This window comes from Pseudacidovorax sp. 1753, assembly GCF_040544975.1.
Classification (GTDB): Bacteria; Pseudomonadota; Gammaproteobacteria; order Burkholderiales; family Burkholderiaceae_C; genus Xenophilus.
Genome location: NZ_JBEPKY010000029.1, coordinates 56886 through 79133, shown reverse-complemented (window position 1 = coordinate 79133; position 22248 = coordinate 56886). Strand labels below are relative to the sequence as shown.

Below are 22248 nucleotides of genomic sequence, written 5' to 3'. Positions count from 1 at the left end.
CGGTTATCAAATCGGGCGTGCCCTGGCAGCCTGGTTATCCACAGCACGCCACTGCATGAACTAACCATTGACTTTGAACACAGTTGCTCTCCCCTCGCGGGAGAGGGAGAAAGACACGCGACGGCCGCGCGATCCCTTGGACCCGTCATGCCGTACTCCCGCTGTCACCCAGCGGACGGCCCTCGCGAGGCCGGCTGCGCTACCTTCCGTGTCCCCCAAGAAACAGGGCCGCCCGCGCCCACCGAGACACCCATGACGCACCCCGCCGCCCTGGCCCAATGGCACCGCCTGGTGCAGACCCACGACAGCGCCGGCCTCTGGGCCCTGCTGGCCGAGGACGCCGTCTTCCATTCGCCCGTGGTGCACACGCCGCAGGTGGGCCGGCCCATCGTCAGCGCCTACCTCACGGCGGCCTTCCAGGTCTTCTTCAACGACAGCTTCCGCTATGTGCGCGAAACCATCGCGGCCGACCATGCCGTGCTCGAATTCACCGTCACGCTCGATGGCATCGAGGTCAACGGCGTGGACATCATCAGCTGGAACGCCGATGGCCGCATCACCCAGTTCAAGGTCATGCTGCGGCCGCTCAAGGCGGTGAACCTGATCCACCAGCGCATGGGCGAGATGCTGGCGGCCCGCAAGGGCGGCTGAGGACGGCGCGGGGCGGGGCGGGCCGCGGCAGTAGCATCGCGCGCACCGCCATGCCCGCACCGCCGCCATGAACCTCGAATCCGATCCGACCGCGAACACCCCGGGCGGCTTCGACCTGCGCCGCTGGCGCGCGCTGGAAGGTGCCTCGCCCGCCCGCGAGCCCTGGCAGGCCCTGCCCGGCCATTCCGTGCGCCGCTCCAGCCAGGGCCTGCCCTGGCCGGGCCTGATGCTGTGGCACCAGGTCGGCCCCGAGGGCGACCTCTACGTGCCGCCCACGGCCGAGCACACCATCCTCGTGCGTCGCGCCATTCCCACCGACCTGCTGCAGCGCCACGGCGCAAGCGTGGGCCGCACCCGTTGGCAGCCGGGGCAGGCCGTGGTCGTGCCCGCGGGCCTGCCCAGCTTCTGGCGCAGCGCCCGGCCGCGGGACAACCTGCACATCGACGTGGCCCCCAGCTGGCTCCACCGCAGCGCGCAGGCCGAGGTCACGCTGCACAGCTGTTTCGGCCGCGACGACCCCGTGCTCGACGGCTTCGCCCGCATGCTGCTCGGTGCGCTGGACAGCCAGGCGGCGCTGCACAGCGGCTTCGGCGAGCATGTGGCGCAGGCCCTGGCGCTGCACCTGCTCAGCCACTATGCCGGCCCGCACCGGGCGTTGCGCGGTGGCGCCTGGCTGCTGCGACGGCAGATGCAACAGCTGGAGGAGGCAGTGCGCGAGGCGCTCGACGCCCACTGGACGGTCGAGCGCATGGCGCGGCTGGTGGGCCTGAGCAGCTTCCACTTCGCGCGCGCCTTCAAGGCCTCGTACGGCATGACGCCGCACGCCTGGCTGAACGCGCAGCGCATGGCGCACGCCGCCCAGCTGGTGCGCGAGACCTCGCTCGACATCGCCGAGATCGCGGCGCGCACCGGCCACCGCTCGGCGCCGCATTTCTCGCAGGCCTTCCGGCGGCACTGGGGCCAGTCGCCGACGGCGTGGCGACGCGGCGGCTGAGCGCCCGCCGATCCGTCTCAGGACTTTCCCGCAGTGGCGCAAGGCGCCGACAGCCGGCGCAACAAACCGACAGGCCTCCATCGCCGCCCACGGCACAGTGCGCACCGAGCCCGGCAGCACCGAGACCGGGCCTGAAGGAGACCTCGCCATGACCGACCGCCGCCAGTTCACCGCCCGCCTGCTGGGCACCCTGGGCGCCACCGCCGCCCTGCCACTGTGGCCGCGCCTGGCCTCGGCGCAGACGCCCGAGGTGGTGCGCATCGTCGTCGGCTTTCCGCCCGGCGGCAGCACCGACAACGTGGCCCGCCGCCTGGCCGAGAAGCTGCGCGGCGCCTATGCGCCCACGATGCTGGTGGACAACCGGCCGGGCGCCGGTACGCAGATTGCGGTCGGTGCCGTCAAGGAGGCCGCGGCCGATGGCGGCACGGTCCTGCTGTCGCCGCCAGCGCCCTTCAGCGTCTATCCCTTCACCTACCGCAAGCCGCCCTATGCACCGCAGGACGTGGTGCCGGTGGCGATGGTGTGCACCTTCCCCTTCGCCTTCGCCGTCGGGCCCGCGGTGCCGGCCAGCGTCCGGACGCTGCCCGACTTCATCGCCTGGGCCAAGGCCCATCCGGCGCAGGCGGCCTTCGGCTCGCCCGCCGCGGGCTCCACGCCGCACCTGCTGGGCAGCCTGCTGGGCAAGATGGCCGGCGTGGAGCTGACCCATGTGCCCTACCGCGGCGACGGGCCCGGCCTGCAGGACCTGATGGGCGGCCAGGTGGCGGGCTACTCCACCGTGCTGGGCAGCTACCTGCCGCAACTGCGTTCGGGCCGGCTGCGCCTGCTGGCCGTCAGCGGCAGCGCGCGCAGCCCCTTCGCGCCGGAGCTGCCCACCTATGCGGAGCAGGGCTATGCGCTGGAGAACACCGAATGGTTCGGGCTCTTCGTGCCGGCCCGCACGCCGCAGGCCGTCATCGAGCGGCTGGCGACGGCCGCCCGCGCGGCCGTTGCGCAGCCGGACTATGCGCAGGGCCTGGCCGAATTCGGCATGAGCGCGCAGTTCGTCGGTCCCAAGGAACTGGCGGCGAAACTCAAGGCCGACACCGACTTCTGGCGCGTGCAGGTGCCGCGCATCGGCTTCACGGCCGACTCCTGAAACCCTGCCGGCGAGCGATACGCCGCCCCCTTCAACCGACCGCCCATGACCCCCTCCGAACATCCGCCCACCCCCCTCTGGACGCCCGATGACGCTCGCCGCGACCGTGCCCTGATCACGGCCTTCGCGCAATGGCTGCAGCGCGAGCGCAGCCTGCACTTCGACGGCTACGAGGCGATGTGGCAGTGGTCGGTTCAGGACACCGAGGGCTTCTGGCGTGCGGTGCTCGACTTCTTCGCGCTGCCCTTCGACCCGCTGCCCGCGCGCATGCTGGAGGACGCGCCCATGCCAAGCGCCCGCTGGTTTCCGGGCGCGCGGGTGAACTTCGTGCAGCAGGTGTTGCGCCACGAGGGGCTGGAGACGCCCGCCATCGTCTACGAGAGCGAGGCCGGCGGCAGCGGCGAGATGGGCTGGACCGAGCTGAAGCGTCAGGTCGGCGCCGTGGCCGCCACGCTGCGCGACCTGGGTGTGCAACCCGGTGACCGCGTGGCGGGCTACCTGCCCAACATCTCGCAGACCGTCGTGGCCTTCCTGGCCGCCGCCAGCCTGGGCGCCATCTGGACGCTGTGCGCGCCCGACATGGGGCCGGTAAGCGTCGGCGACCGCTTCCGCCAGATCGCGCCCAAGGTGCTGATCGCCGTGGACGGCTACCGCTTCGCCGGCAAGCCCTTCGACCGCCGGGCGCCGCTGGACGAGATCCTGGCCGGGCTGCCCAGCGTGCAGGCGGTGCTGTGGGTGCCCCACCTCGCGGCCGATGCCGCGCCGCCGCCCCAGGTGCAGGCCCGGCGCTGGCAGCCCTGGGCCGACGCCCTGGCCACGCCGTCGGCCGTGGCGCCGCAGCCGCTGCCGGCCGATCACCCGCTGTGGATCCTCTATTCCTCGGGCACCACCGGCCTGCCCAAGCCCATCGTGCACGGCCATGGCGGCGTGCTGGCCAACGGCATGGTCAACATGGTGCTGCACAACGACCTGCATCCCGGCGACCGGGTGCTGTGGGCCGTCAACACCTCGTGGATGGTGTGGAACGCCCACATCATGAGCCTGCTGGGCGGCGCGACCGTGGTGCTGTACGACGGCAGCGTGACGGGCGACGGGCCCGAGCACGACTGGGGCCACCTGTGGAAGCTCGCCGGCCGCACGCGCGCCACCTTCTTCGGTGCGGGGGCGGCCATCCACCAGGCCTGCATGAAGGCCGGCATCGTGCCGCGCGACATCGCCGACCTGGACGCGCTGCACACACTCGGCTCCACCGGCTCGCCGCTGTCGCCCGAGGCCTGCGCCTGGATGTACGCGTCGATCCGGCCCGACCTGTGGCTCAACGTGGTCTCCGGCGGCACTGACCTGGCGGGTGGCTTCCTGGTGGGCCTGCCCACGCTGCCGGTGTACCTGGGCGAGATGCAGTGCCGCACCCTGGGCGCCCGCGTCGAGGCCTGGAGCGACGACGGCCGCCCGGTGATGGACGAGGTCGGTGAACTGGTCTGCGTCAATCCGCTGCCCTCCATGCCGCTGTTCTTCTGGGGCGACGAAGACGGCAGCCGCTACCGCGAGAGCTATTTCGACACCTTCCAGGACGCGGCGGGCCGCCCCGTCTGGCGGCACGGCGACTGGCTGCGGCTGGTGCCCCGGCCGGGCGCCGTCGGCGGCGTCATCTACGGACGCTCCGACGCCACCATCAACCGCCAGGGCGTGCGCATGGGCACAGCCGAGTTCTACCGCGTGGTGGAGCAGCTGGAGGAGGTGGCCGACAGCCTGGTGGTGGACCTCGAATACCTGGGCCGCCCGTCCTGGATGGCCCTGTTCGTGCAGCTGCGGCCCGGCATCGAACTCGACGAGCCGCTGCGCCAGCGCATCCGCCAGGCGCTACGCACCGGGCTCTCGGCCCGCCACGTGCCCGACGAGATCGTTCCGGTGGCGCTGGTGCCGCGCACCATCACCGGCAAGAAGCTGGAGCTGCCCGTCAAGAAGCTGCTGCTGGGCCAGCCGCTGGAGAAGGTGGTCAAGCGAGATGCGCTCGCGCAGCCCGCGGCCATCGACTGGTTCGTGGACTTTGCGCGGCAGTACCTGGCGCGCTCGACCTCATAGCTCCGTTGTCCGACAGCGGGCGCGCGCCGGGCTTCCTACGATGGTACGCAGGGGGAGAGCCCGGGGTGCCGTCGCCGCAACACACAACTACAGGACACGCGACCTGACCCGAACCCGCCGGCGCCATCCGCGGTGCCGGCCCGTTTCGAGCAAGGGGTCTGGCGATGTCCACGAGCACGCCGCGCACGCGCGCGGCCACCACCGGCAGCCGGGAACAGGCGCGCAAGCTGGAGGAAGAAGGCCGCCTGAAGCCAGGCAGCCGGCGCCGCCGGCCCGCGCAGTCCCAGGATGCGGACCTGCCGCCGCCGCACGAGCCTGGCAGCCACGATGGCGAGAAGGTATGCGAGAAGGGCGACGCCAGCGGCGCACCTCATCCCGCCGCCAAGGGGCGCGACGCCCCGGTGGACGTGCGTTGAGCGCGCGGTGTCGAATCCGCCCGCATGCTCCGCTGGGCATGCCGTGCCTGGGTCACGGGTTCCGCCTGCCGGGCCCGCAATGCGCGTCGCGCCTGCCTTCTGACGCGAGGGCGGCATGCCCTGGCTGAAGGTCCTGCACATCGGCGCCGTCATCCTGTGGTGCGGCTCGCTGCTCTATCTGCCGCTGGCGACTGCAGCCGCGTCCGGCGACGCCCGGCGCCGACCGGCAGCCCTGGGCGAGCCGCAGGACGAGATCCTGCGCGCCCTGTTCATCTGGGTGGCCACGCCGGCCGCGCTGCTGGCCATCGGCTCGGGCACGCTGATCTTCGTGGTGCAGGGCACGCTCGGGCTGTGGTTGCTGGCCAAGCTGGTGCTGGTCGGCCTGCTGGCGCTGGGCCATGCCAGCTACGGCCTGCTCATCCTGCGCGTGGAGCGCGGGCAGTCTGCGCGGCGCGCCGCGCTGCTCATCGGTGCGCTGCTGCTGCCGCTGCTGCTGGCCATCGCTTGGCTGGTGTTGCGCAAGCCCGGTCTGGACGGGACGCTGCCATGAGGGCCGTGCCATGGGGCCTGGCGCCTGCGACGTCCCTGCAGACGCACGCGGGGCGCCTCCGCGCCATCTCAGGTCATGTCGACCGCCACGCCCTTCTCGTACACCAGCCGCCCGCCGAGGTAGGCGGCCAGCGCGATGAAGCCCGCCGTGAACAGCGTGATGCCCGCGCCCCAGGGCCACAGCCACTGGGCCGGGTCCTCGGCACGCCAGCGCAACGCCCAGTTCAGCGTGGCCAGCGACAGCATCATGACGGCCACGATGGCATGGCCCCAGGCCGTGACCAGGCGGCGGATGCGCCTGACCGTCAGCAGGTCGATCAGCCCGGCCATGCTGGCAACCCAGCCGCCGGCCGCGCCCACGCCCGCCAGCCACAGGCCGGCGCGCGCCCAGAACGGGTCCTGCGTCCACCACCAGGCGCCGTCGGTCCCCACCAGGCCGATCAGCGCCGCCACGGGAAAGTGGATCAGCATGGGATGCAGCGGATGGCCGGCAATGGCCGCGCGGCTGCGGATGGGTTCGGGCATCACTTGGCCCGGGCTCGGAGGTGCGGCGCTCATCCGGCCATTGTGGGGCTGGGCCTGCTGCCGCTCCTCGGCGGATGCCGGGGGCCGCTGTCGGTCCTCGACCCGGCCGGGCCCTCGGCCGGCGCCATCGCGCAGGTGTGGTGGTGGATGTTCGGCGTGGCGGCGGCGGTCTGGCTGCTGATGATGGTGCTGGGCGCGCTGGCCATGCGCGCCGGTCGTGACCGCTGCGGTGGCAAGGGCGAATCGGCGGGTGTCAAAAAAGGGGGCGAACACCGCTCCGGCCAGGAGGCGCGCCGGGCCGCTGATGGCGCTCGTCAGCGTCGCATCGCGCGCCGATGTCTGGTGGGCGGCGGGCTGCTGCTGCCGGGTACCGCCATCACGGCGCTGCTGGTCTTCGGCTCGCCGGCCGGTTTCCACCAGCTGCCCTGGCCGGGCGCGGCGGCCGCACCGCTTCGGGTGGAAGTGACCGGCCACCAGTGGTGGTGGGAGGTGCACTACCCCGATACCGGCCGGCGCCTGCGCAACGAGCTGCGTCTGCCCGCCGGCCGCGCGGTGGACGTGCACACCCGCAGCGCCGACGTGATCCACGGTTTCTGGGTGCCACGACTGGGCGGCAAGCTCGACGCCGTGCCGGGCCGCACGCTGGTCGTGCGGCTGCAGGCGGACCGGCCCGGCACCTACCGCGGTGTCTGCGCGGAGTTCTGCGGCGCCGGCCATGCGCACATGCCGATGGTGGTGCAGGCCATGCCGGCCGAGGCCTTCGATGCGTGGCTGAACGCGCCGCCCGCTGCCGCCCTGACGCCACGGCCACCCGCCGTGGCCGCCGCCGTCGCGCAGGAGGCTGGCCGATGACCGAGCGCGAGCAACCCACCAGCGAGGCCACCAACCAGCAGGCCGACGACGCCCTGCACCGCGCCCTGCACGAGACCTGGCGCAACCCGCCCGGCTGGCGCGTGCTGGCCGCCGTCAACCACAGCACCATCGCGCAGCGCTTCATGCTCACGGGCGGCGCCTTCTTCCTGATCGCGGGCGTGCTGGCCATGCTGATCCGCGCGCAGCTGGCCTTGCCGCAGCACGACTTCATGGGCGTGGAGGCCTACAACCAGGCCTTCACCATGCACGGCACGCTGATGATGTTCCTGTTCGCCGTGCCCATGCTGCAGGGCATCGCGGCCTACCTGCTGCCCAAGATGATCGGCGCGCGCGACCTCGTGTTCCCGCGCCTGTCTTCCTTCGGCTACTGGTGCTACCTCTTTGGCGGCGTGATCTTCACCAGCAGCCTGGCGTTCGAGCTGGCGCCCGATGCCGGCTGGTTCATGTACACGCCGCTGTCGAGCAACGTGTACTCGCCCGGCATCAACTCGGACTTCTGGCTCATTGGGATCACCTTCGTGGAGATCTCCACCATGGCGGCGGCCATCGAGCTGGCGGTGTCGGTGCTGCGCACCCGTTCGGCCGGCATGGCGCTGCAGCGCATGCCGGTGTTCGCGTGGGCGATGCTGGTCACCTCTCTGATGATCGTGATCGGCTTTCCGCCGCTGATCCTGGGCTCCTTGCTGCTGGAGCTGGAGCGCGCCGCCGGCTGGGCCTTCTTCGACCCGACGCGCGGGGGCGATCCGCTCTTGTGGGCGCACCTCTTCTGGCTCTTCGGCCATCCGGAGGTCTACATCATCTTCCTGCCCGCCACGGGGCTGATCTCGACCATCGTGCCGGTATTTGCCGGCCGGCCGCTGGTGGGCTACCGCTGGGTGGTGGCGTCGCTCATCGGCATCGGCTTCCTCAGCTTCGGGCTGTGGGTGCACCACATGTTCACGCTGGGCATCCCGGCGCTGGCGCAGGCCTTCTTCTCGGCGGCCAGCATGCTGGTGGGCATTCCGACGGCCGTGCAGATCTTCGCCTGGCTCGCCACGCTGTGGACCGGCCGGCCGCGCTGGGAGGTGCCCATGCTGTGGATCGCCGCCTTCCTGGTGGTCTTCGTGGCCGGCGGCCTGACGGGCGTGATGCTGGCGCTGGTGCCCTTCAACTGGCAGGTGCACGACACGCATTTCGTGGTGGCGCACTTCCACTACGTGCTGGTGGGCGGCATGCTGTTCCCGCTGCTGGCGGGTCTGTACTACTGGCTGCCGCACATGAGCGGGCGCATGCCGTCGAAGCGGCTGTCGCGGGCCGGCTTCTGGCTCACCGTGATCGGCTTCAACGGCACCTTCCTGGTGATGCACTGGACGGGCCTGCTGGGCATGCCGCGGCGCGTCTACACCTACGAGCCGGGCCTGGGCTGGGAATGGCCCAACCTCATCTCCTCGGTCTTCGGTTTCGTCATGGCCTTCGGCGTGGTCACGGTGCTGCTGGACCTGGCGCTGCACTGGCGCCTGGGCCGGCGGGCCGAGGTCAACCCCTGGAAGGCCGATACGCTGGAATGGGCCACCGCCATGCCTGCGGAGGCCTACAACTTCGCCAGCCAGCCCGCGGTGCACACGCGCCATCCGCTGTGGACGCGGCCCGGCCTGCCGGCCGAGATCGCCGCCGGCCGGCATGCCCTGGCCCGCGGCGTGGCGGCGCGCGAGACGCTGGGCAGCAGCCCCGTGGCCGCACGGCCCACCGAGCTGATCGTGCTGCCGGGCAACAGCTGGCTGCCTTTTCACGCGGCGCTGCTGATCGCGCTGCTGTGCGTGATGCTGCTGCTCAAGGCCTATGTGCCGGCGGCGATCTTCGGTGCGGGCGCGGCGCTGGTGCTGCTGCGCTGGGCCTGGGTCAATGGCGACCATCCAGGCTACGGCGCGCCGCACGAGGAGCAGGAGGCCGTCACCGAAGTCCACGGCGTGGTGTTGCGCCCGCACACCCATGGCTTCGATGGGCCGGGCCTGTGGGGCATGAAGTTCACGCTGCTGGCCGATGGGGCGTTCTTCAGCTCGCTGCTCTTCGGCTGGCTCTACCTGTGGACGGTGGCGCCGGGCTGGCAGGCGCCAGCGCGGCCGGTGCTGGGCCTGTGGCCGCTCCTGGCCGTGACTGGGCTGGCGGTCGCATCGAGCGTGTCGATGGGCGATGCGGTCAAGCGGCTGCGGCGCGCGGAGGGTGGCGCGCTCGCCCTGCGCCTGGCGGCGGCCGGCCTGCTCGCGCTGGCCGCCGCGGGCGGTCTGGCATGGCTGGGTGCGACGCTCGATCTGCGCCCGCGCCTGCAGGCACACGATGCCATCGTCGCCGTCACGCTGCTCTACCTGGGCTTCCATGCGCTGCTGGCCGGCGTGCTGGCGCTGATGCAGGCGGCACGGGTGCGTGCGGGTCATGTGGGTCCGCGCCGGCCCTACGAGCCCGGCGTGGTCGCGGCCTTCTGTCATTACACGGCGGGTGCCTGCGTCCTGGCATGGCTGGCGTTCGCGCTGGTGCCGCGGGGGTGGGCATGAGGGGCCATGGTGCCGGCGCGCCCCGCCTGCTGCGCTGGCTGTCGCCCGAGAGCCCGTGGCAGCTGGTGGCCGGCTTCGCGCTGTGGTCGGTCTGGTTCGTGGTGGCCTACGGGGGCGTGTCCCTCGCCTGCTCGCCGCGCTGGACGGCCGGTGCGCCAACGCCCGGGAATGCGGCCAATGCGGTGCTGATGCTGGCGACCGGTCTCACCATCGCGCTGCTGGTGCTGGCGGCGTGGCGCTGCCTGCGCCATGCGCAGACGCTGCGGGGACTGGACCCGCCGGGCCCCCGTCGTCCTGCGCTTCCGGCCGATGCCGTGGGCCAGGCCGAGGCGGACGACCCTCCGGGCGAGGTGCCCGAAAGCGCCTTCGCCCAGCGCCGCGAACGGCGGCGCTTCATCGCCGCGCTTTCGGCGGTGCTGCATGGCGTGGCGGCGGTGTCTACGTTCTTCGTCGCGCTGCCGCTGCTGTGGCTGCCTGCCTGTCTCTGAGCGCCCCTGCATCCCTCGGCGCTGCCCACGTCCTCGCGCACCGACCTTCATTCCGGAGTTCCGCCATGCCCCTCGACCTGCTTCGCCTGTGCACCCTGGACGCGATGCCCGCCCTGCCGCAGAACTGGTGGGCGGCCTGGAGCCTGGCGCCGGCAGTGCTGGTGCCGCTGCTGGCGCTGGCCGTCCGCGCCGCGGGGCCCGCCGCGATCGCGCCGGCCTTTTTGGGACATGCGCTCCCGGCACTGCCCGGCGGCGGCGCCCGCCGATGGCGCCTGGCAGGGCTGGCGCTGCTCGTGCTCGCGCTGGTGTCGCCGCTGTGCCGTCTGGGCGCCGCGCTGGCCGCTGCACACATGGTGCAGATCATGACGCTGGTGGCCGGCTGTGCCCTGCTGGCCCTGGGCTGGGCGCCGCCGCGCCGCCACTGGCGTGCCGCTTTGCCGCTGGCCGCTGCGCTGCATGGCGGCCTGCTTTGGCTGTGGCATCTGCCGGCGGTCTATGCCGCCACGCTGACCCACGGTGCCGTGCACTGGGTCGCGACGGCGGCGCTGGCGGGGGCGTCCTTCGCCTTCTTCCAGCAGGCGGTCCATGCGCCGCAGGACCGGCGCGGCGCCGTGCTGCTGGCCGTGCTGGCCACGCTGGCCCACACCGGTCTGCTCGGCGCGCTGCTGACCTTCGCCAGCCTGCCGCTCTATCCGCTGCAGGGGCCGGGCGCCCGCGCCTGGGGGCTGGACCCGCTCACCGACCAGCAGATCGCCGGCCTGGTGATGTGGGTGCCGGGCGGCCTGGGCTACATGGCTCTGGCGCTTGGCCTGGTGCTGCGCTGGGCGGGGCAGGGTGGGCGGGCACGGCGGCGGCACGATCCGGCCGTGCCGGCAGGACCTGCACAGCCGGGCCCGGCAGCATCCCGGGCCGGCTGAGCGTCCGAGGCTTGTCCCTTCCGCCGCAGCGGCCGCGCCGGCCCCGTAGACTCGCCGCCCAATTGAGGAGCCAAATCCAATGACCGTGACCCCCGAGGGCCTGATCGACGCGCTCAAAAGCGTCCAGGACCCGAACACCGGCCAGTCCTTCGTGGCGGCCAAGGCCGTGCGCAACCTGCAGATCGACGGTGGCGACGTCGCCTTCGACCTGGTGCTGGGCTATCCGGCCCGCAGCCAGCATCCGGCGCTGCGCAAGGCGCTGGTCGCTGCGGCCCGCACCGTGCCCGGCGTCGAGAACGTGTCGGTCAACGTGCTGACCGAGATCACCGCCCATGCCGTGCAGCGCGGCGTGCAGCTGCTGCCGGGCGTGAAGAACATCGTGGCCGTGGCCTCGGGCAAGGGCGGCGTGGGCAAGAGCACCACCGCGGCCAACCTGGCCCTGGCGCTGGCCGCCGAGGGCGCGCGTGTCGGCCTGCTCGACGCCGACATCTACGGCCCCAGCCAGCCCATGATGATGGGTGTGAGCGGCCGGCCCACCAGCCCCGACGACAAGACCATGGACCCGCTGGAAGGCCATGGCGTGCAGCTGATGTCCATCGGCTTCCTGGTCGACCCCGACCAGGCCATGATCTGGCGCGGCCCCATGGCCACCCAGGCGCTGGACCAGCTGCTGCGCCAGACCAACTGGAAGGACATCGACTACCTCGTGGTCGACATGCCGCCCGGCACCGGCGACATCCAGCTCAGCCTGAGCCAGCGCGTGCCCATCACCGGCGCGGTGATCGTCACCACGCCGCAGGACATCGCCCTGCTCGACGCCCGCAAGGGCATCACCATGTTCGAGAAGGTGGGCGTGCCCATCCTCGGCATCGTGGAGAACATGGCGGTGCACGTGTGCACGAACTGCGGCCATGTGGAGCACATCTTCGGCCACGAGGGCGGCAAGAAGATGGCGGCCGAGCGCAACATGGCCTACCTGGGCGCGCTGCCCCTGGCCATGACCATCCGCGAACAGGCCGACGGCGGCAAGCCCACGGTGGTGGCCGACCCCGACGGCGAGATCGCCGGCCTGTACAAGGCCGTCGCCCGCCAGGTGGCCATGGGCATCGCGGGCAAGGCCAAGGACTTCTCGTCCAAGTTCCCGACCATCACGGTGAGCAAGAACACCTGATCGGCCTTCCGGGCGGCCGGCCACGCGCCGCCCGGTCCTTGCAAATTGATCGGCGGCCGATCCATTTGCAAGGAAGCCCGGCGATCATCGGCAGTGGCTGACTTGCCTTGCCGCCCTGCCGACGCATGAACCTCCTCGCCTCCCTGCGCTACCTGGCCGCCCTGGCCGAGCACCGGCATTTCGGCCGGGCAGCGGCGGCCTGCCACATCACGCAGCCGGCGCTGTCCAATGCCATGCGCGCGCTGGAGGCCGAGTTCGGCGTGGCCATCGTGCGCCGCGGCCGGGCCTATGCGGGACTGACGCCTGAGGGCGAACAGGTGCTGGCCAGCGCCCACCGCATGCTGCACGAGCACGAGCGGCTGCAACAGCAGTTGCGCAGCGAGGCGGGCCAGCCACGCGGGCGTCTGCGCATGGCGGCCGTGCCCACGGCCATCCCGCTGCTCAGCCGCTTTGCAGCGCGACTGCGCGTGCGGCATCCGGGCATCGTGCCGACGGTGCTGTCGATGAGCTCGCTGGAGCTGGAGACCGGGCTGGACCACCTGGCCATCGACCTGGCTCTGGGCTACACCGGCCGGCAGGGCCCGGCGGCCAAGGCGCTGCAGACATGGCCGCAGATCGAGGAGCACTACTTCCTGCTGCGCACATCCCCCGAAAGCCTGACGCCCACGGTGCTGCAGATGGGCGAGCCCATCGGCTGGGCCGAGGCGGCGGCGCTGCCGCTGTGCCTGCTCACGCCCGAGATGCACAACCGCGCCATCATCGACGCCGCCTTCACCGAGGCCGGTGCGGCGGGCGTGGCGCCGGCGGTCGAGACCAATTCGGTGCTCACGCTGGTGCTGGCGGTGCAGACCGGCGATGTGTGCGCGGTGCTGCCGGGGGCGATGGTCGATACGGTGCGCGGTCAGCCGGGTCTTCTGGCCCAGCCCCTGGTGTTGCCGACGGTGCGCACGCCGCTGGGCTTCATGGCGCCGGCGGCGGTGCGGCCGTCGCGGGCGCTGGAGGCGGCGCTGGTGCTGCTGCAGTCGCCCGAGTGGCTGGGCGAACTGCGGGCGCATGGCGGGGCGCTGGCGGCGTGAGGTCCGTAGGTCGTCTCGAAGGGAGTCGCCATGCCGCCGCCTGAAGCCGGGCTGCTGGAGGCGCTGCGGGCGCTGTGGGAGCTGCTGGTGATGGTGGGGCGCTTCTTTCTTTGGCTGTTCAACATCGGGCGCTGAGGGGTGCGGAAAGTGGTGCTGCTTGGTCGCCTCGCCTGCGTTCTGTGGCTTTCGATTTCTCCACGTGCCAATTGCGCTGGTTGCTGGTTGCTGGTTGGCTGGTCAACGGGTAACGGATTGAGGGATTGACGGATTGAAGGGTCGACGGATTGAAGGGTCGACGGATTGAAGGGGCGGGCGAGAGGCAGGGACGCTAACCCGGCAGAGGGCGCCGGCATGCGCGCTCCCGGTGCACGCTCGCGCTGACCGGCTTGTTGCACTGGACGGGTGCTCGCTCTCAACCGACGTGCTTGGGGCACTGCACGGCGCCGCGAATGGCACCTCCGCACGCACACCGGCACCCTCCGCCTGGACGGTGCGCCTGCACTGCCGGGGTCGGCCGCCGGCCCAGAAATCCGTTCGCCCTGAGCGTGTCGAAGGGCAGAGCGGCGCGCGGCGCAACGGCTCGGCCAACCTGTTCCGCCTCAGCGCGAGCTTCAGTGACGAGGCTTTGACAGGCTCAGCCCGAACGGTCTGGGGCTGAATGGTCCGCCTCGTCCCAGAACGTCAGGAACCCGGTACCAGGACCAGGACCAGGACCAGGACCCCGGGGACCCCTGAACTCAAGGATTCCACGGCCCTGACGGCCTCAAGACCCCACGACCTGAACAGGGGAGGGCTCGCGCGCAGCGTCGAGGCGGAGGATGACGGTGTGCGTGCGGAGGTGCCATTCGCGGCGCCGTGCAGTGCGGCAAGCACGTTGGTGGACAGCGAGCACCCGCCACGTGCAACAAGCCGGTCAGCGCGAGCGTGCACCGGGAGCGCGCATGCCGGCGTCCTCTGCCGGGTTAGCACCCTTGCCTCTCGTGCGTCCGGCCACGCCCACGCTGGCACCAGCCGCCAGCCGCCAGCCGCCAGCCGCCAGCCCCCAGCCCCCAGCCCCCAGCCCCCAGCCCCCAGCCACCAGCCCCCAGCCCCCAGCCCCCAGCCCCCAGCCCCCAGCCCCCAGCCACCAGCCCCCAGCCACCAGCCACCAGCCACCAGCACCGACGCCGACGCCGACGCCGACGCCGACGCCGACGCCATTCACCTCACACCCCCGGCCCATTCATTCCTTGAATCACCCCATGTCGCGAAGCAATTTGCGACCGCCCCCCCCGGCACGGACACTCGGCCCGAGACAACTCCAGCGTCACCGCCCGGCTGCTGACCACCCGCCCTTGGCGCGGCGCCCAAGCGGCCGGTGACCGCCCCACGATGGCCCAGACCCCCACACCGCCCAGCGGCCCCGCACGCGTTCGCAGCGAACGCGTGCTCGCCACCCCCGACGAACTGCGCGACCGACTGCGCCAGCTGGGCCGCGCCCCCGCCGAAGCCGCCGATCCGCGCCTGGCCACGGTCCGCGAGATCGTCGCGCGCCATGCCCTGCAGCGCGGCGGCCTGCTGCCCGCGCTGCATGACGTGCAGGACGCGCTGGGTTGCGTGCCGCCCGAGGTCGTGGGTGAGATCGCGCTGGGCTTCAACCTCTCGCGCGCCGAGGTGCATGGCGTCGTCAGCTACTACCACCACTTCCGCAGCGAACCCGCCGGTCGGCATGTGCTGGAGGTCTGCCGCGCCGAGGCCTGCCAGGCCATGGGCGCCGAGGCCCTCTGGCAGCATGCCTGCGAGGGCCTGGGCCTGCCCGAGGCCGGCGGCACGCGGCCCGACGGCAGCATGACGCTGCAGCCCGTCTACTGCCTGGGCCTGTGCGCCCAGTCGCCGGCCGCCATGCTCGATGGCCGTCCCCATGCGCGGCTCTCGCCAGAGCGGCTGGACCGCGTGATCGGCGCCTGCATGGCGACGGAGGTGACGGCATGAACCCCACCACCCTCTACGTGCCGCGCGACAGCGCCGCCCTCGCCGTCGGCGCCGACGAGGTGGCCGCCGCCATCGAGCGCGAGGCCGCAGCCCGCGGCCAGCCGGTGCGCATCGTGCGCAATGGCTCGCGCGGCATGCTCTGGCTCGAAACCCTGGTCGAGGTGCAGACGCCGCAGGGCCGCATGGGCTACGGCCCCGTGGCGCCCGAAGACGTGCCGAAGCTGTTCGAAGCCGGCTGGCTGCAGGGCGGCGTGCACGCGCTCTCGCTGGGCGTGGTCGACGAACTGCCCTGGCTGAAGCGCCAGCAGCGCCTCACCTTCGCGCGCGTCGGAATCACCGACCCGCTCTCGCTGGCCGACTACGAGGCCCACGGCGGCCTGCTCGGCCTGCGCCGTGCGCTCGCCATGCCGGCCACCGAGGTGGTGCAGCAGGTGACCGATTCGGGCCTGCGCGGACGCGGCGGCGCGGCCTTTCCGGCCGGCATCAAGTGGAAGACCGTGGCCTCGGCCGCCACCCCCCACAAGTACGTGGTCTGCAATGCCGACGAGGGCGACTCCGGCACCTTCTCCGACCGCATGGTGATGGAAGGCGACCCGTACGTGCTCATCGAAGGCATGGCCATCGCGGGCATCAGCACCGGCGCCACGCGCGGCTACATCTATGTGCGCTCCGAATACCCCTTCGCCGTGCGCACGCTGCGCGAGGCGGTGGACATCGCCCGCACCGCCGGCATCCTCGGGCCCGACGTGCTGGGCAGCGGCCGCGCCTTCGACATCGAGGTGCGCATGGCCGCGGGCGCCTACGTCTGCGGCGAAGAGACGGCCCTGCTCGAAAGCCTGGAAGGCAAGCGTGGCATCGTGCGCGCCAAGCCGCCGATCCCCGCGCTGGCGGGCCTGTTCGGTCAGCCCACGGTGATCAACAACGTCATCACCTTCGCCTCGGTGCCCATCATCCTGGCGCGCGGCGCGGCCTTCTACCGCGACTATGGCGTCGGCCGCTCGCACGGCACGCTGCCGATCCAGATCGCGGGCAATGTGCGTCGCGGCGGGCTGGTGGAGCTGGCCTTCGGCGTCACGCTGCGCGAGCTGCTCGTCGACTGGGGCGGCGGCACCGCCTCGGGCCGGCCGGTGAAGGCGGTGCAGGTGGGTGGTCCGCTGGGTGCCTACGTGCCCGAGTCCCGGTGGGACGTGCCGCTGGACTACGAGGCTTACGCCGCCATGGGCGCCGTGGTGGGTCACGGCGGCATCGTGGTGCACGACGACACGGCCGACCTGTCGCGGCTGGCGCGCTACGCCATGGAATTCTGCGCGATCGAATCCTGCGGCAAGTGCACGCCCTGCCGCATCGGCTCCACGCGCGGCGTCGAGGTGATCGACCGCATCACGGAGCGCGCGGGCACGGCCAAGGAAGAGCAGGTCGAGCTGCTGCGCGACCTGTGCGACACCATGCTGGCCGGCTCGCTCTGCGCCATGGGCGGCATGACGCCGTACCCGGTGCTGTCCGCGCTCGACCATTACCCCGAAGACTTCGGGCTGCAGCCGGCCGCCGCCGCGCAGGCCACTGCTGGCGCCGTCGCCTGACGCGCCACCTCCGCACGAAGAACGAACGAGACCCGCAAGGAGCCCCCGATGCTCGACCACCTGAAGACCACCGACCACGGCACGCCGCTGCGCGAGTCCGCGCAGGCAGTCACGCTGGAAATCGACGGCCAGTCCGTCACCGTGCCGCAGGGCACCTCGCTGATGCGTGCCGCCGTCGATGCCGGCGTGCAGGTGCCGAAGCTGTGCGCCACCGACAGCCTGGAGCCCTTCGGATCCTGCCGGCTGTGCCTGGTCGAGATCGAGGGCCGCAAGGGCTTCCCGGCCTCGTGCACCACGCCGGCCGAGTCCGGCATGAAGGTCCGCACCCAGAGCCCGAAGCTGCAGAAGCTGCGCAAGGGCGTGATGGAGCTCTACATCTCCGACCACCCGCTCGACTGCCTCACCTGCTCGGCCAACGGCAACTGCGAGCTGCAGGACATGGCGGGCGTCACCGGCTTGCGCAACGTGCGCTACGGCTTCGACGGCGCCAACCACCTGAAGGCGGCCAAGGACGAGTCCAACCCCTACTTCAGCTACGACCCGTCCAAGTGCATCGTCTGCAACCGCTGCGTGCGCGCCTGCGAGGAGACGCAGGGCACCTTCGCGCTCACCATCAGCGGCCGCGGCTTCGACTCGCGCGTCTCGCCGGGGCAGGACCAGCCCTTCATGGAAAGCGAATGCGTGAGCTGCGGCGCCTGCGTCGAGGCCTGCCCCACGGCCACGCTGCAGGAGAAGTCGGTCATCGAGCTGGGCCAGCCCGAGCACAGCGTGATCACCACCTGCGCCTACTGCGGTGTGGGCTGCGCGTTCAAGGCAGAAATGAAAGGCACGCAGGTCGTGCGCATGGTGCCGTGGAAGGACGGCAAGGCCAACGAAGGCCACAGCTGCGTCAAGGGCCGCTTTGCCTGGGGTTACGCGACGCACCAGGACCGCATCACGACGCCCATGATCCGGGCCAAGATCACCGACCCGTGGCGCGAGGTCAGCTGGGAAGAGGCCATCGCCCATGCGGCCTCGGAGTTCCGCCGCATCCAGGCCAAGCACGGGCAGGACTCCATCGGCGGCATCACCTCCAGCCGCTGCACCAACGAAGAGACCTACCTGGTGCAGAAGCTCATCCGCGCGGCCTTCGGCAACAACAACGTCGACACCTGTGCGCGCGTGTGCCATTCGCCCACCGGCTACGGCCTGGGCCAGACCTTCGGCACCTCGGCCGGCACGCAGACCTTCAAGTCGGTCGAGAAGAGCGACGTCATTTTGGTGATCGGCGCCAACCCGGCGGCGGCGCATCCGGTGTTCGCCTCGCGCATGAAGAAGCGCATCCGCCAGGGCGCGCGCCTGATCGTCATCGACCCGCGCGAGACCGAGATGGTCCGCGGCCCGCACCTGCAGGCCGACTTCCATCTGGCGCTCAAGCCCGGCACCAACGTGGCGGTGATCAGCGCGCTGGCGCATGTGATCGTCACCGAGGGCCTGCTGGCCGAGGACTACATCGCCGAGCGCTGCGACGAGAAGTCCTTCCGGGCGTGGAAAGATTTCGTGGCGCGCCCGGACAACTCGCCCGAGGCCATGGAGGCCGTCACCGGCGTGCCCGCCGCCGTGGTGCGCGGCGCCGCGCGCCTCTATGCCACCGGCAATGCCGAGGGCGTGAAGACGGGCCGGCCCGTCAACAGCGCCATCTACTACGGCCTGGGCGTGACAGAACATGCGCAGGGCTCGACCATGGTGATGGGCATCGCCAACCTGGCCATGGCCTGCGGCATGGTCGGCCGCGAGGGCGTGGGCGTGAACCCGCTGCGCGGCCAGAACAACGTGCAGGGCAGCTGCGACATGGGCAGCTTTCCGCACGAGCTGCCGGGCTACCGCCACATCAGCGACACCACCACCCGCAGCCAGTTCGAGGCCGCCTGGGGCGTGGAACTGAGCCCCGAGCCGGGCCTGCGCATTCCCAACATGTTCGACGCCGCGCTGGGCGGCAGCTTCAAGGGCCTGTACTGCGAGGGCGAGGACATCGTGCAGTCCGACCCCAACACCCAGCATGTGGCCGCGGCGCTCTCGGCCATGGAATGCATCGTGGTGCAGGACATCTTCCTGAACGAGACGGCCAAGTACGCCCATGTGTTCCTGCCCGGCTCCTCCTTCCTGGAGAAGGACGGCACCTTCACCAACGCCGAGCGCCGCATCTCGCGCGTGCGCAAGGTCATGCCGCCGCTGGCCACGTATGCGGATTGGGAGGTGACGCAGCTGCTGGCCAATGCGCTGGGCTACCCGATGCGCTACACGCATCCGCGCGAGATCATGGCCGAGATCGCGGCGCTGACGCCCTCCTTCGCCGGCGTCAGCTACGACAAGCTGGACCGGCACGGCAGCCTGCAGTGGCCCTGCAACGACAGCACGCCCGAGATCGGCACGCCGATCATGCACATCGACAAGTTCGTGCGCGGCAAGGGCCGCTTCATCGTCACGCAGTACGTGGCCACGGACGAGAAGGTCACGCCGCGCTTCTCGCTGCTGCTGACCACCGGCCGCATCCTGTCGCAGTACAACGTGGGCGCGCAGACGCGGCGCACGCCCAACAACCAGTGGCACAGCGAGGACCGGCTGGAGATCCATCCGCACGACGCCGAGGAACGCGGCATCCACGACGGCGATTGGGTGGGCATCAGCAGCCGCGCCGGCGAGACCGTGCTGCGCGCCACCGTCACCGAGCGCATCCAGCCCGGCGTGGTCTACACCACCTTCCACTTCCCGGAGTCGGGGGCCAACGTCATCACCACCGACAGCTCCGACTGGGCCACCAACTGCCCCGAATACAAGGTGACGGCGGTGCAGGTCGCGCCCGTGCTGCAGCCGCAGCAGCGCTCGGCCTGGCAGCGCGACTACGCCCGCTTCAATGCCGAGCAGATCGCCCACCTGGAGGCCGCCACCGATGGACGCTGACAACTTGGTGCGCATGGCCAACCGCATCGGCGACTTCTTCGCCGCGCAGCCCGACCGCGAGGAGGCGCTGGCGGGCATCGCCGAGCACCTGAAGAAGTTCTGGGCGCCGCGCATGCGGGGCGACTTCCTGGCGGCGCTGGATGCCGGCGCGCCCGCCTTGCATCCCCTGGTGCGCGAGGCCGTGACGGCGCATCGCGCGCAGCTCGCACCGGTGGCCCGGGTTCAGGGTTAACCCCGGACGCGTGCGATCATCGAACGCTCAGGTGCGTTCAGCGAACAGTTGCGCACGGGCGACGTTGTAGGCGCAGGCCGCGTCTTCTTAAAGTCGCGGCCGTTTCGGCCACTTTGGGCCGACCCTCGACCTTCTTCGTCCCAAGCTCTGCCGCCATGCGCCGTTCCATCGCCACCGTTTCCCTTAGCGGCACGCTGCGCCAGAAGCTGGAGGCTGTGGCGGCGGCCGGATTCGATGGCGTGGAGCTGTTCGAGCCCGACTTCACGCACTTCCCCGGCTCGGCCGCGGACCTGGGCCGCATGGCCGCCGACCTGGGCCTGACGATCGACCTGTTCCAGCCCTTCCGCGACTTCGAGGCGATGCCGCCCGAGGCCTTCGCCCGCAGCCTGGACCGGGCCGAGCGCAAGTTCGACCTCATGCAGGCCATGGGCGTGCCGCTGATGCTGTGCTGCTCCAACACCTCGCCGCTGTGCGTGGACGCCCCGGCGCTGGCCGCCGAACAGTTGCACGCGCTGGCCGACCGCGCCGCGCGCCGCGGCCTGCGCGTGGGTTTCGAGGCCCTGGCCTGGGGCCGCCACACCTCGCTCTACGGCCAGGCCTGGGACATCGTGCGCCGCGCCGACCATCCGGCACTGGGCCTGATCCTGGACAGCTTCCACACGCTCTCCCTGCGCGACGACCCGGCCGGCATCGCCGCCATCCCGGGCGACAGGATCTTCTTCCTGCAGATGGCCGACGCGCCGCTGATGAGCCTGGACGTGCTGCAGTGGGCGCGCCATCACCGTTCCTTCCCCGGCCAGGGCGATTTCGATGTCGTGGGCTTCTACGAGCAGGTGCTGCTGGCCGGCTACAGCGGCCCGCTGTCGCTGGAGATCTTCAACGACGTGTTCCGCGAGACGCCCAACCGCCGCACCGCGGTGGACGCGATGCGCTCGCTGCTGTACCTGGAAAGCCAGGTGCGCGAACGCCTGGCAGCCCGCGCCGCGGCGTCCGAGCCCGACGCCCGCGCTGCCTCGGCCCTGACGCTGCGCGGCCTGGCCGAGCCGCCGGCCGCGCCGGCCTTCGCGGGCGTTGCCTTCATCGAATTCGCAGCCGACGAGGCCACTGCGCCGCAGCTCGACGTGCAACTGCGCCAGTTGGGCTTCCGCCGCGCGGGCCGCCACCGGTCCAAGGCGGCCACGCTGTACCGGCAAGGCGACATCGCCATGATCGTCAATGCCGAGCCGGCTTCCTTCGCGCGCAGCCGCTTCGAGCTTCACGGGCCTTCGGTCTGCGCCCTCGGACTGCGCGCCGCGCAGCCGCAGGCCGCGCAGGACCGCGCCGTCGCCCTCTGCTCGCAGCGCCATCGCAGCCCGCTCGGGCCGGGTGAGGTGGAGGTGCCGGCCATCGTCTCGCCCGGCGGCAACCTGATGCATTTCGTCGACGCGGCGCTCGGCACCGACGGTCTGTTCGCCGCCGACTTCGTGCTGGACGAGGGGCAGGCGCCCGATGCCGGCCTGCAGCACGTGGACCACGTGGCCCTGGGCCTGAACCTGGACCAGTACGACACCTGGACGCTGTTCACCCGCGCCGTGCTGGGCCTGTCGCTGGCAGAGAGCCAGGAGCTGGCCGATCCCTTCGGCCTGGTGCGCAGCCGCGCTGCGGCCGATGCCGACCGCAGCCTGAGGCTGGTGCTCAATGCCTCGCTCAGCCGGCGCACGCTCACCGCCCGCGCGGTGAACCGACGCGGCGACGGCGGCGTGCACCACATCGCCTTCGCCTGCGAGGATATCTTCGATACGGTGGCCCGGTTGCGCGCGCGCGGCGTCGCCTTCCTGCCGATCTCGCCCAACTACTACGACGACCTGCCCACGCGCTTCGATCTCGACCCGGCATTGCTGGCGCGCATGCGCGAGGCCGGCGTGCTGTTCGACCGCTCCACGCAGGGCGACTTCCTGCACATCTACACGCGCGCCGCGGACGAAGGCCTGTTCTTCGAAGTCGTGCAGCGCATCGGCGCCTACGACGGCTATGGCGCCGCCAACAGCGCCGCCCGCATGGCGGCCCAGGCCCAGGCCTGAGTCAGCCGTCGCCTCTTACCCTCATCCGTTCCACAACCACACGCCACACCACAGCGG

18 protein-coding genes are annotated in these 22248 nt (G+C 71.5%); 17 read left to right on the top strand and 1 reads right to left on the bottom strand.

The genetic code is table 11. The features are described 5' to 3' along the window. Window positions 1–252: 252 nt before the first annotated feature. The 6 genes from ABIC63_RS27145 (at window position 253) to ABIC63_RS27120 (ending at window position 5831) form a co-directional block, all read left to right on the top strand. Complete coding sequence (locus ABIC63_RS27145; RefSeq protein ID WP_354322049.1) at window positions 253–651, top strand: nuclear transport factor 2 family protein; 399 nt, start codon at window positions 253–255, stop codon at window positions 649–651. A gap of 67 nt (window positions 652–718) precedes the next feature. Then, entirely contained in the window at window positions 719–1645 is a 927-nt protein-coding gene (locus ABIC63_RS27140; protein WP_354322048.1) for a helix-turn-helix domain-containing protein, read from the top strand. 148 nt (window positions 1646–1793) lie between these two features. Then, window positions 1794–2783 (top strand): Bug family tripartite tricarboxylate transporter substrate binding protein, encoded by a 990-nt coding sequence (locus ABIC63_RS27135; protein ID WP_354322047.1) that lies wholly within the window; start codon window positions 1794–1796, stop codon window positions 2781–2783. A 45-nt stretch (window positions 2784–2828) separates the two neighbouring features. Continuing rightward, window positions 2829–4865: an acetoacetate--CoA ligase gene (locus ABIC63_RS27130; protein WP_354322046.1), complete on the top strand. Its 2037-nt coding sequence runs from the start codon at window positions 2829–2831 to the stop codon at window positions 4863–4865. Between the two features lie 164 nt (window positions 4866–5029). Next, window positions 5030–5281: a hypothetical protein gene (locus ABIC63_RS27125; protein WP_354322045.1), complete on the top strand. Its 252-nt coding sequence runs from the start codon at window positions 5030–5032 to the stop codon at window positions 5279–5281. A gap of 115 nt (window positions 5282–5396) precedes the next feature. Further along, window positions 5397–5831: a CopD family protein gene (locus tag ABIC63_RS27120; RefSeq protein WP_354322044.1), complete on the top strand. Its 435-nt coding sequence runs from the start codon at window positions 5397–5399 to the stop codon at window positions 5829–5831. 68 nt (window positions 5832–5899) lie between these two features. Here ABIC63_RS27120 and ABIC63_RS27115 read toward each other — a convergent pair whose 3' ends face one another. Then, window positions 5900–6355 carry a DUF2231 domain-containing protein gene (locus tag ABIC63_RS27115; RefSeq protein WP_354322043.1) on the bottom strand — a complete coding sequence of 152 codons (456 nt, stop codon included), beginning with the start codon at window positions 6353–6355 and terminating at the stop codon, window positions 5900–5902. A 42-nt stretch (window positions 6356–6397) separates the two neighbouring features. Between ABIC63_RS27115 and coxB the strand changes: the two genes are divergently transcribed. The 11 genes from coxB to ABIC63_RS27060 all read left to right on the top strand — a co-directional run bounded on the left by coxB (window position 6398) and on the right by ABIC63_RS27060 (window position 22191). Next, window positions 6398–7207 carry a cytochrome c oxidase subunit II gene (gene coxB / locus ABIC63_RS27110; RefSeq protein WP_354322042.1) on the top strand — a complete coding sequence of 270 codons (810 nt, stop codon included), beginning with the start codon at window positions 6398–6400 and terminating at the stop codon, window positions 7205–7207. After that, complete coding sequence (gene ctaD / locus ABIC63_RS27105; RefSeq protein ID WP_354322041.1) at window positions 7204–9756, top strand: cytochrome c oxidase subunit I; 2553 nt, start codon at window positions 7204–7206, stop codon at window positions 9754–9756. The genes coxB and ctaD overlap by 4 nt, the downstream gene beginning before the upstream one ends. Beyond that, window positions 9753–10244 (top strand): hypothetical protein, encoded by a 492-nt coding sequence (locus ABIC63_RS27100; protein ID WP_354322040.1) that lies wholly within the window; start codon window positions 9753–9755, stop codon window positions 10242–10244. The genes ctaD and ABIC63_RS27100 overlap by 4 nt, the downstream gene beginning before the upstream one ends. Window positions 10245–10309: 65 nt before the next feature. After that, the gene (locus ABIC63_RS27095; protein WP_354322039.1) at window positions 10310–11161 is read left to right on the top strand and encodes a cytochrome c oxidase assembly protein; all 852 of its coding nucleotides are present in this window, start codon (window positions 10310–10312) and stop codon (window positions 11159–11161) included. A gap of 79 nt (window positions 11162–11240) precedes the next feature. Further along, window positions 11241–12332, top strand: coding sequence for an iron-sulfur cluster carrier protein ApbC (gene apbC, locus ABIC63_RS27090; RefSeq protein WP_354322038.1), 1092 nt, complete (start codon window positions 11241–11243; stop codon window positions 12330–12332). Between the two features lie 125 nt (window positions 12333–12457). Further along, entirely contained in the window at window positions 12458–13408 is a 951-nt protein-coding gene (locus ABIC63_RS27085; protein WP_354322037.1) for a LysR family transcriptional regulator, read from the top strand. 1371 nt (window positions 13409–14779) lie between these two features. Beyond that, the gene (locus tag ABIC63_RS27080; protein ID WP_354322036.1) at window positions 14780–15379 is read left to right on the top strand and encodes a formate dehydrogenase subunit gamma; all 600 of its coding nucleotides are present in this window, start codon (window positions 14780–14782) and stop codon (window positions 15377–15379) included. Further along, window positions 15376–16959: a formate dehydrogenase beta subunit gene (locus ABIC63_RS27075; protein WP_354322035.1), complete on the top strand. Its 1584-nt coding sequence runs from the start codon at window positions 15376–15378 to the stop codon at window positions 16957–16959. Before ABIC63_RS27080 ends, ABIC63_RS27075 begins: the two co-directional genes overlap by 4 nt. A gap of 48 nt (window positions 16960–17007) precedes the next feature. Then, window positions 17008–19899 (top strand): formate dehydrogenase subunit alpha, encoded by a 2892-nt coding sequence (gene fdhF / locus ABIC63_RS27070; protein WP_354322034.1) that lies wholly within the window; start codon window positions 17008–17010, stop codon window positions 19897–19899. Beyond that, complete coding sequence (locus ABIC63_RS27065) at window positions 19889–20131, top strand: formate dehydrogenase subunit delta (RefSeq protein WP_354322033.1); 243 nt, start codon at window positions 19889–19891, stop codon at window positions 20129–20131. The genes fdhF and ABIC63_RS27065 overlap by 11 nt, the downstream gene beginning before the upstream one ends. Before the next feature lie 155 nt (window positions 20132–20286). Further along, on the top strand, window positions 20287–22191 hold the full coding sequence (locus tag ABIC63_RS27060) for a bifunctional sugar phosphate isomerase/epimerase/4-hydroxyphenylpyruvate dioxygenase family protein (protein WP_354322032.1): 1905 nt from the start codon (window positions 20287–20289) through the stop codon (window positions 22189–22191). The last annotated feature ends 57 nt before the right edge of the window (window positions 22192–22248 follow it).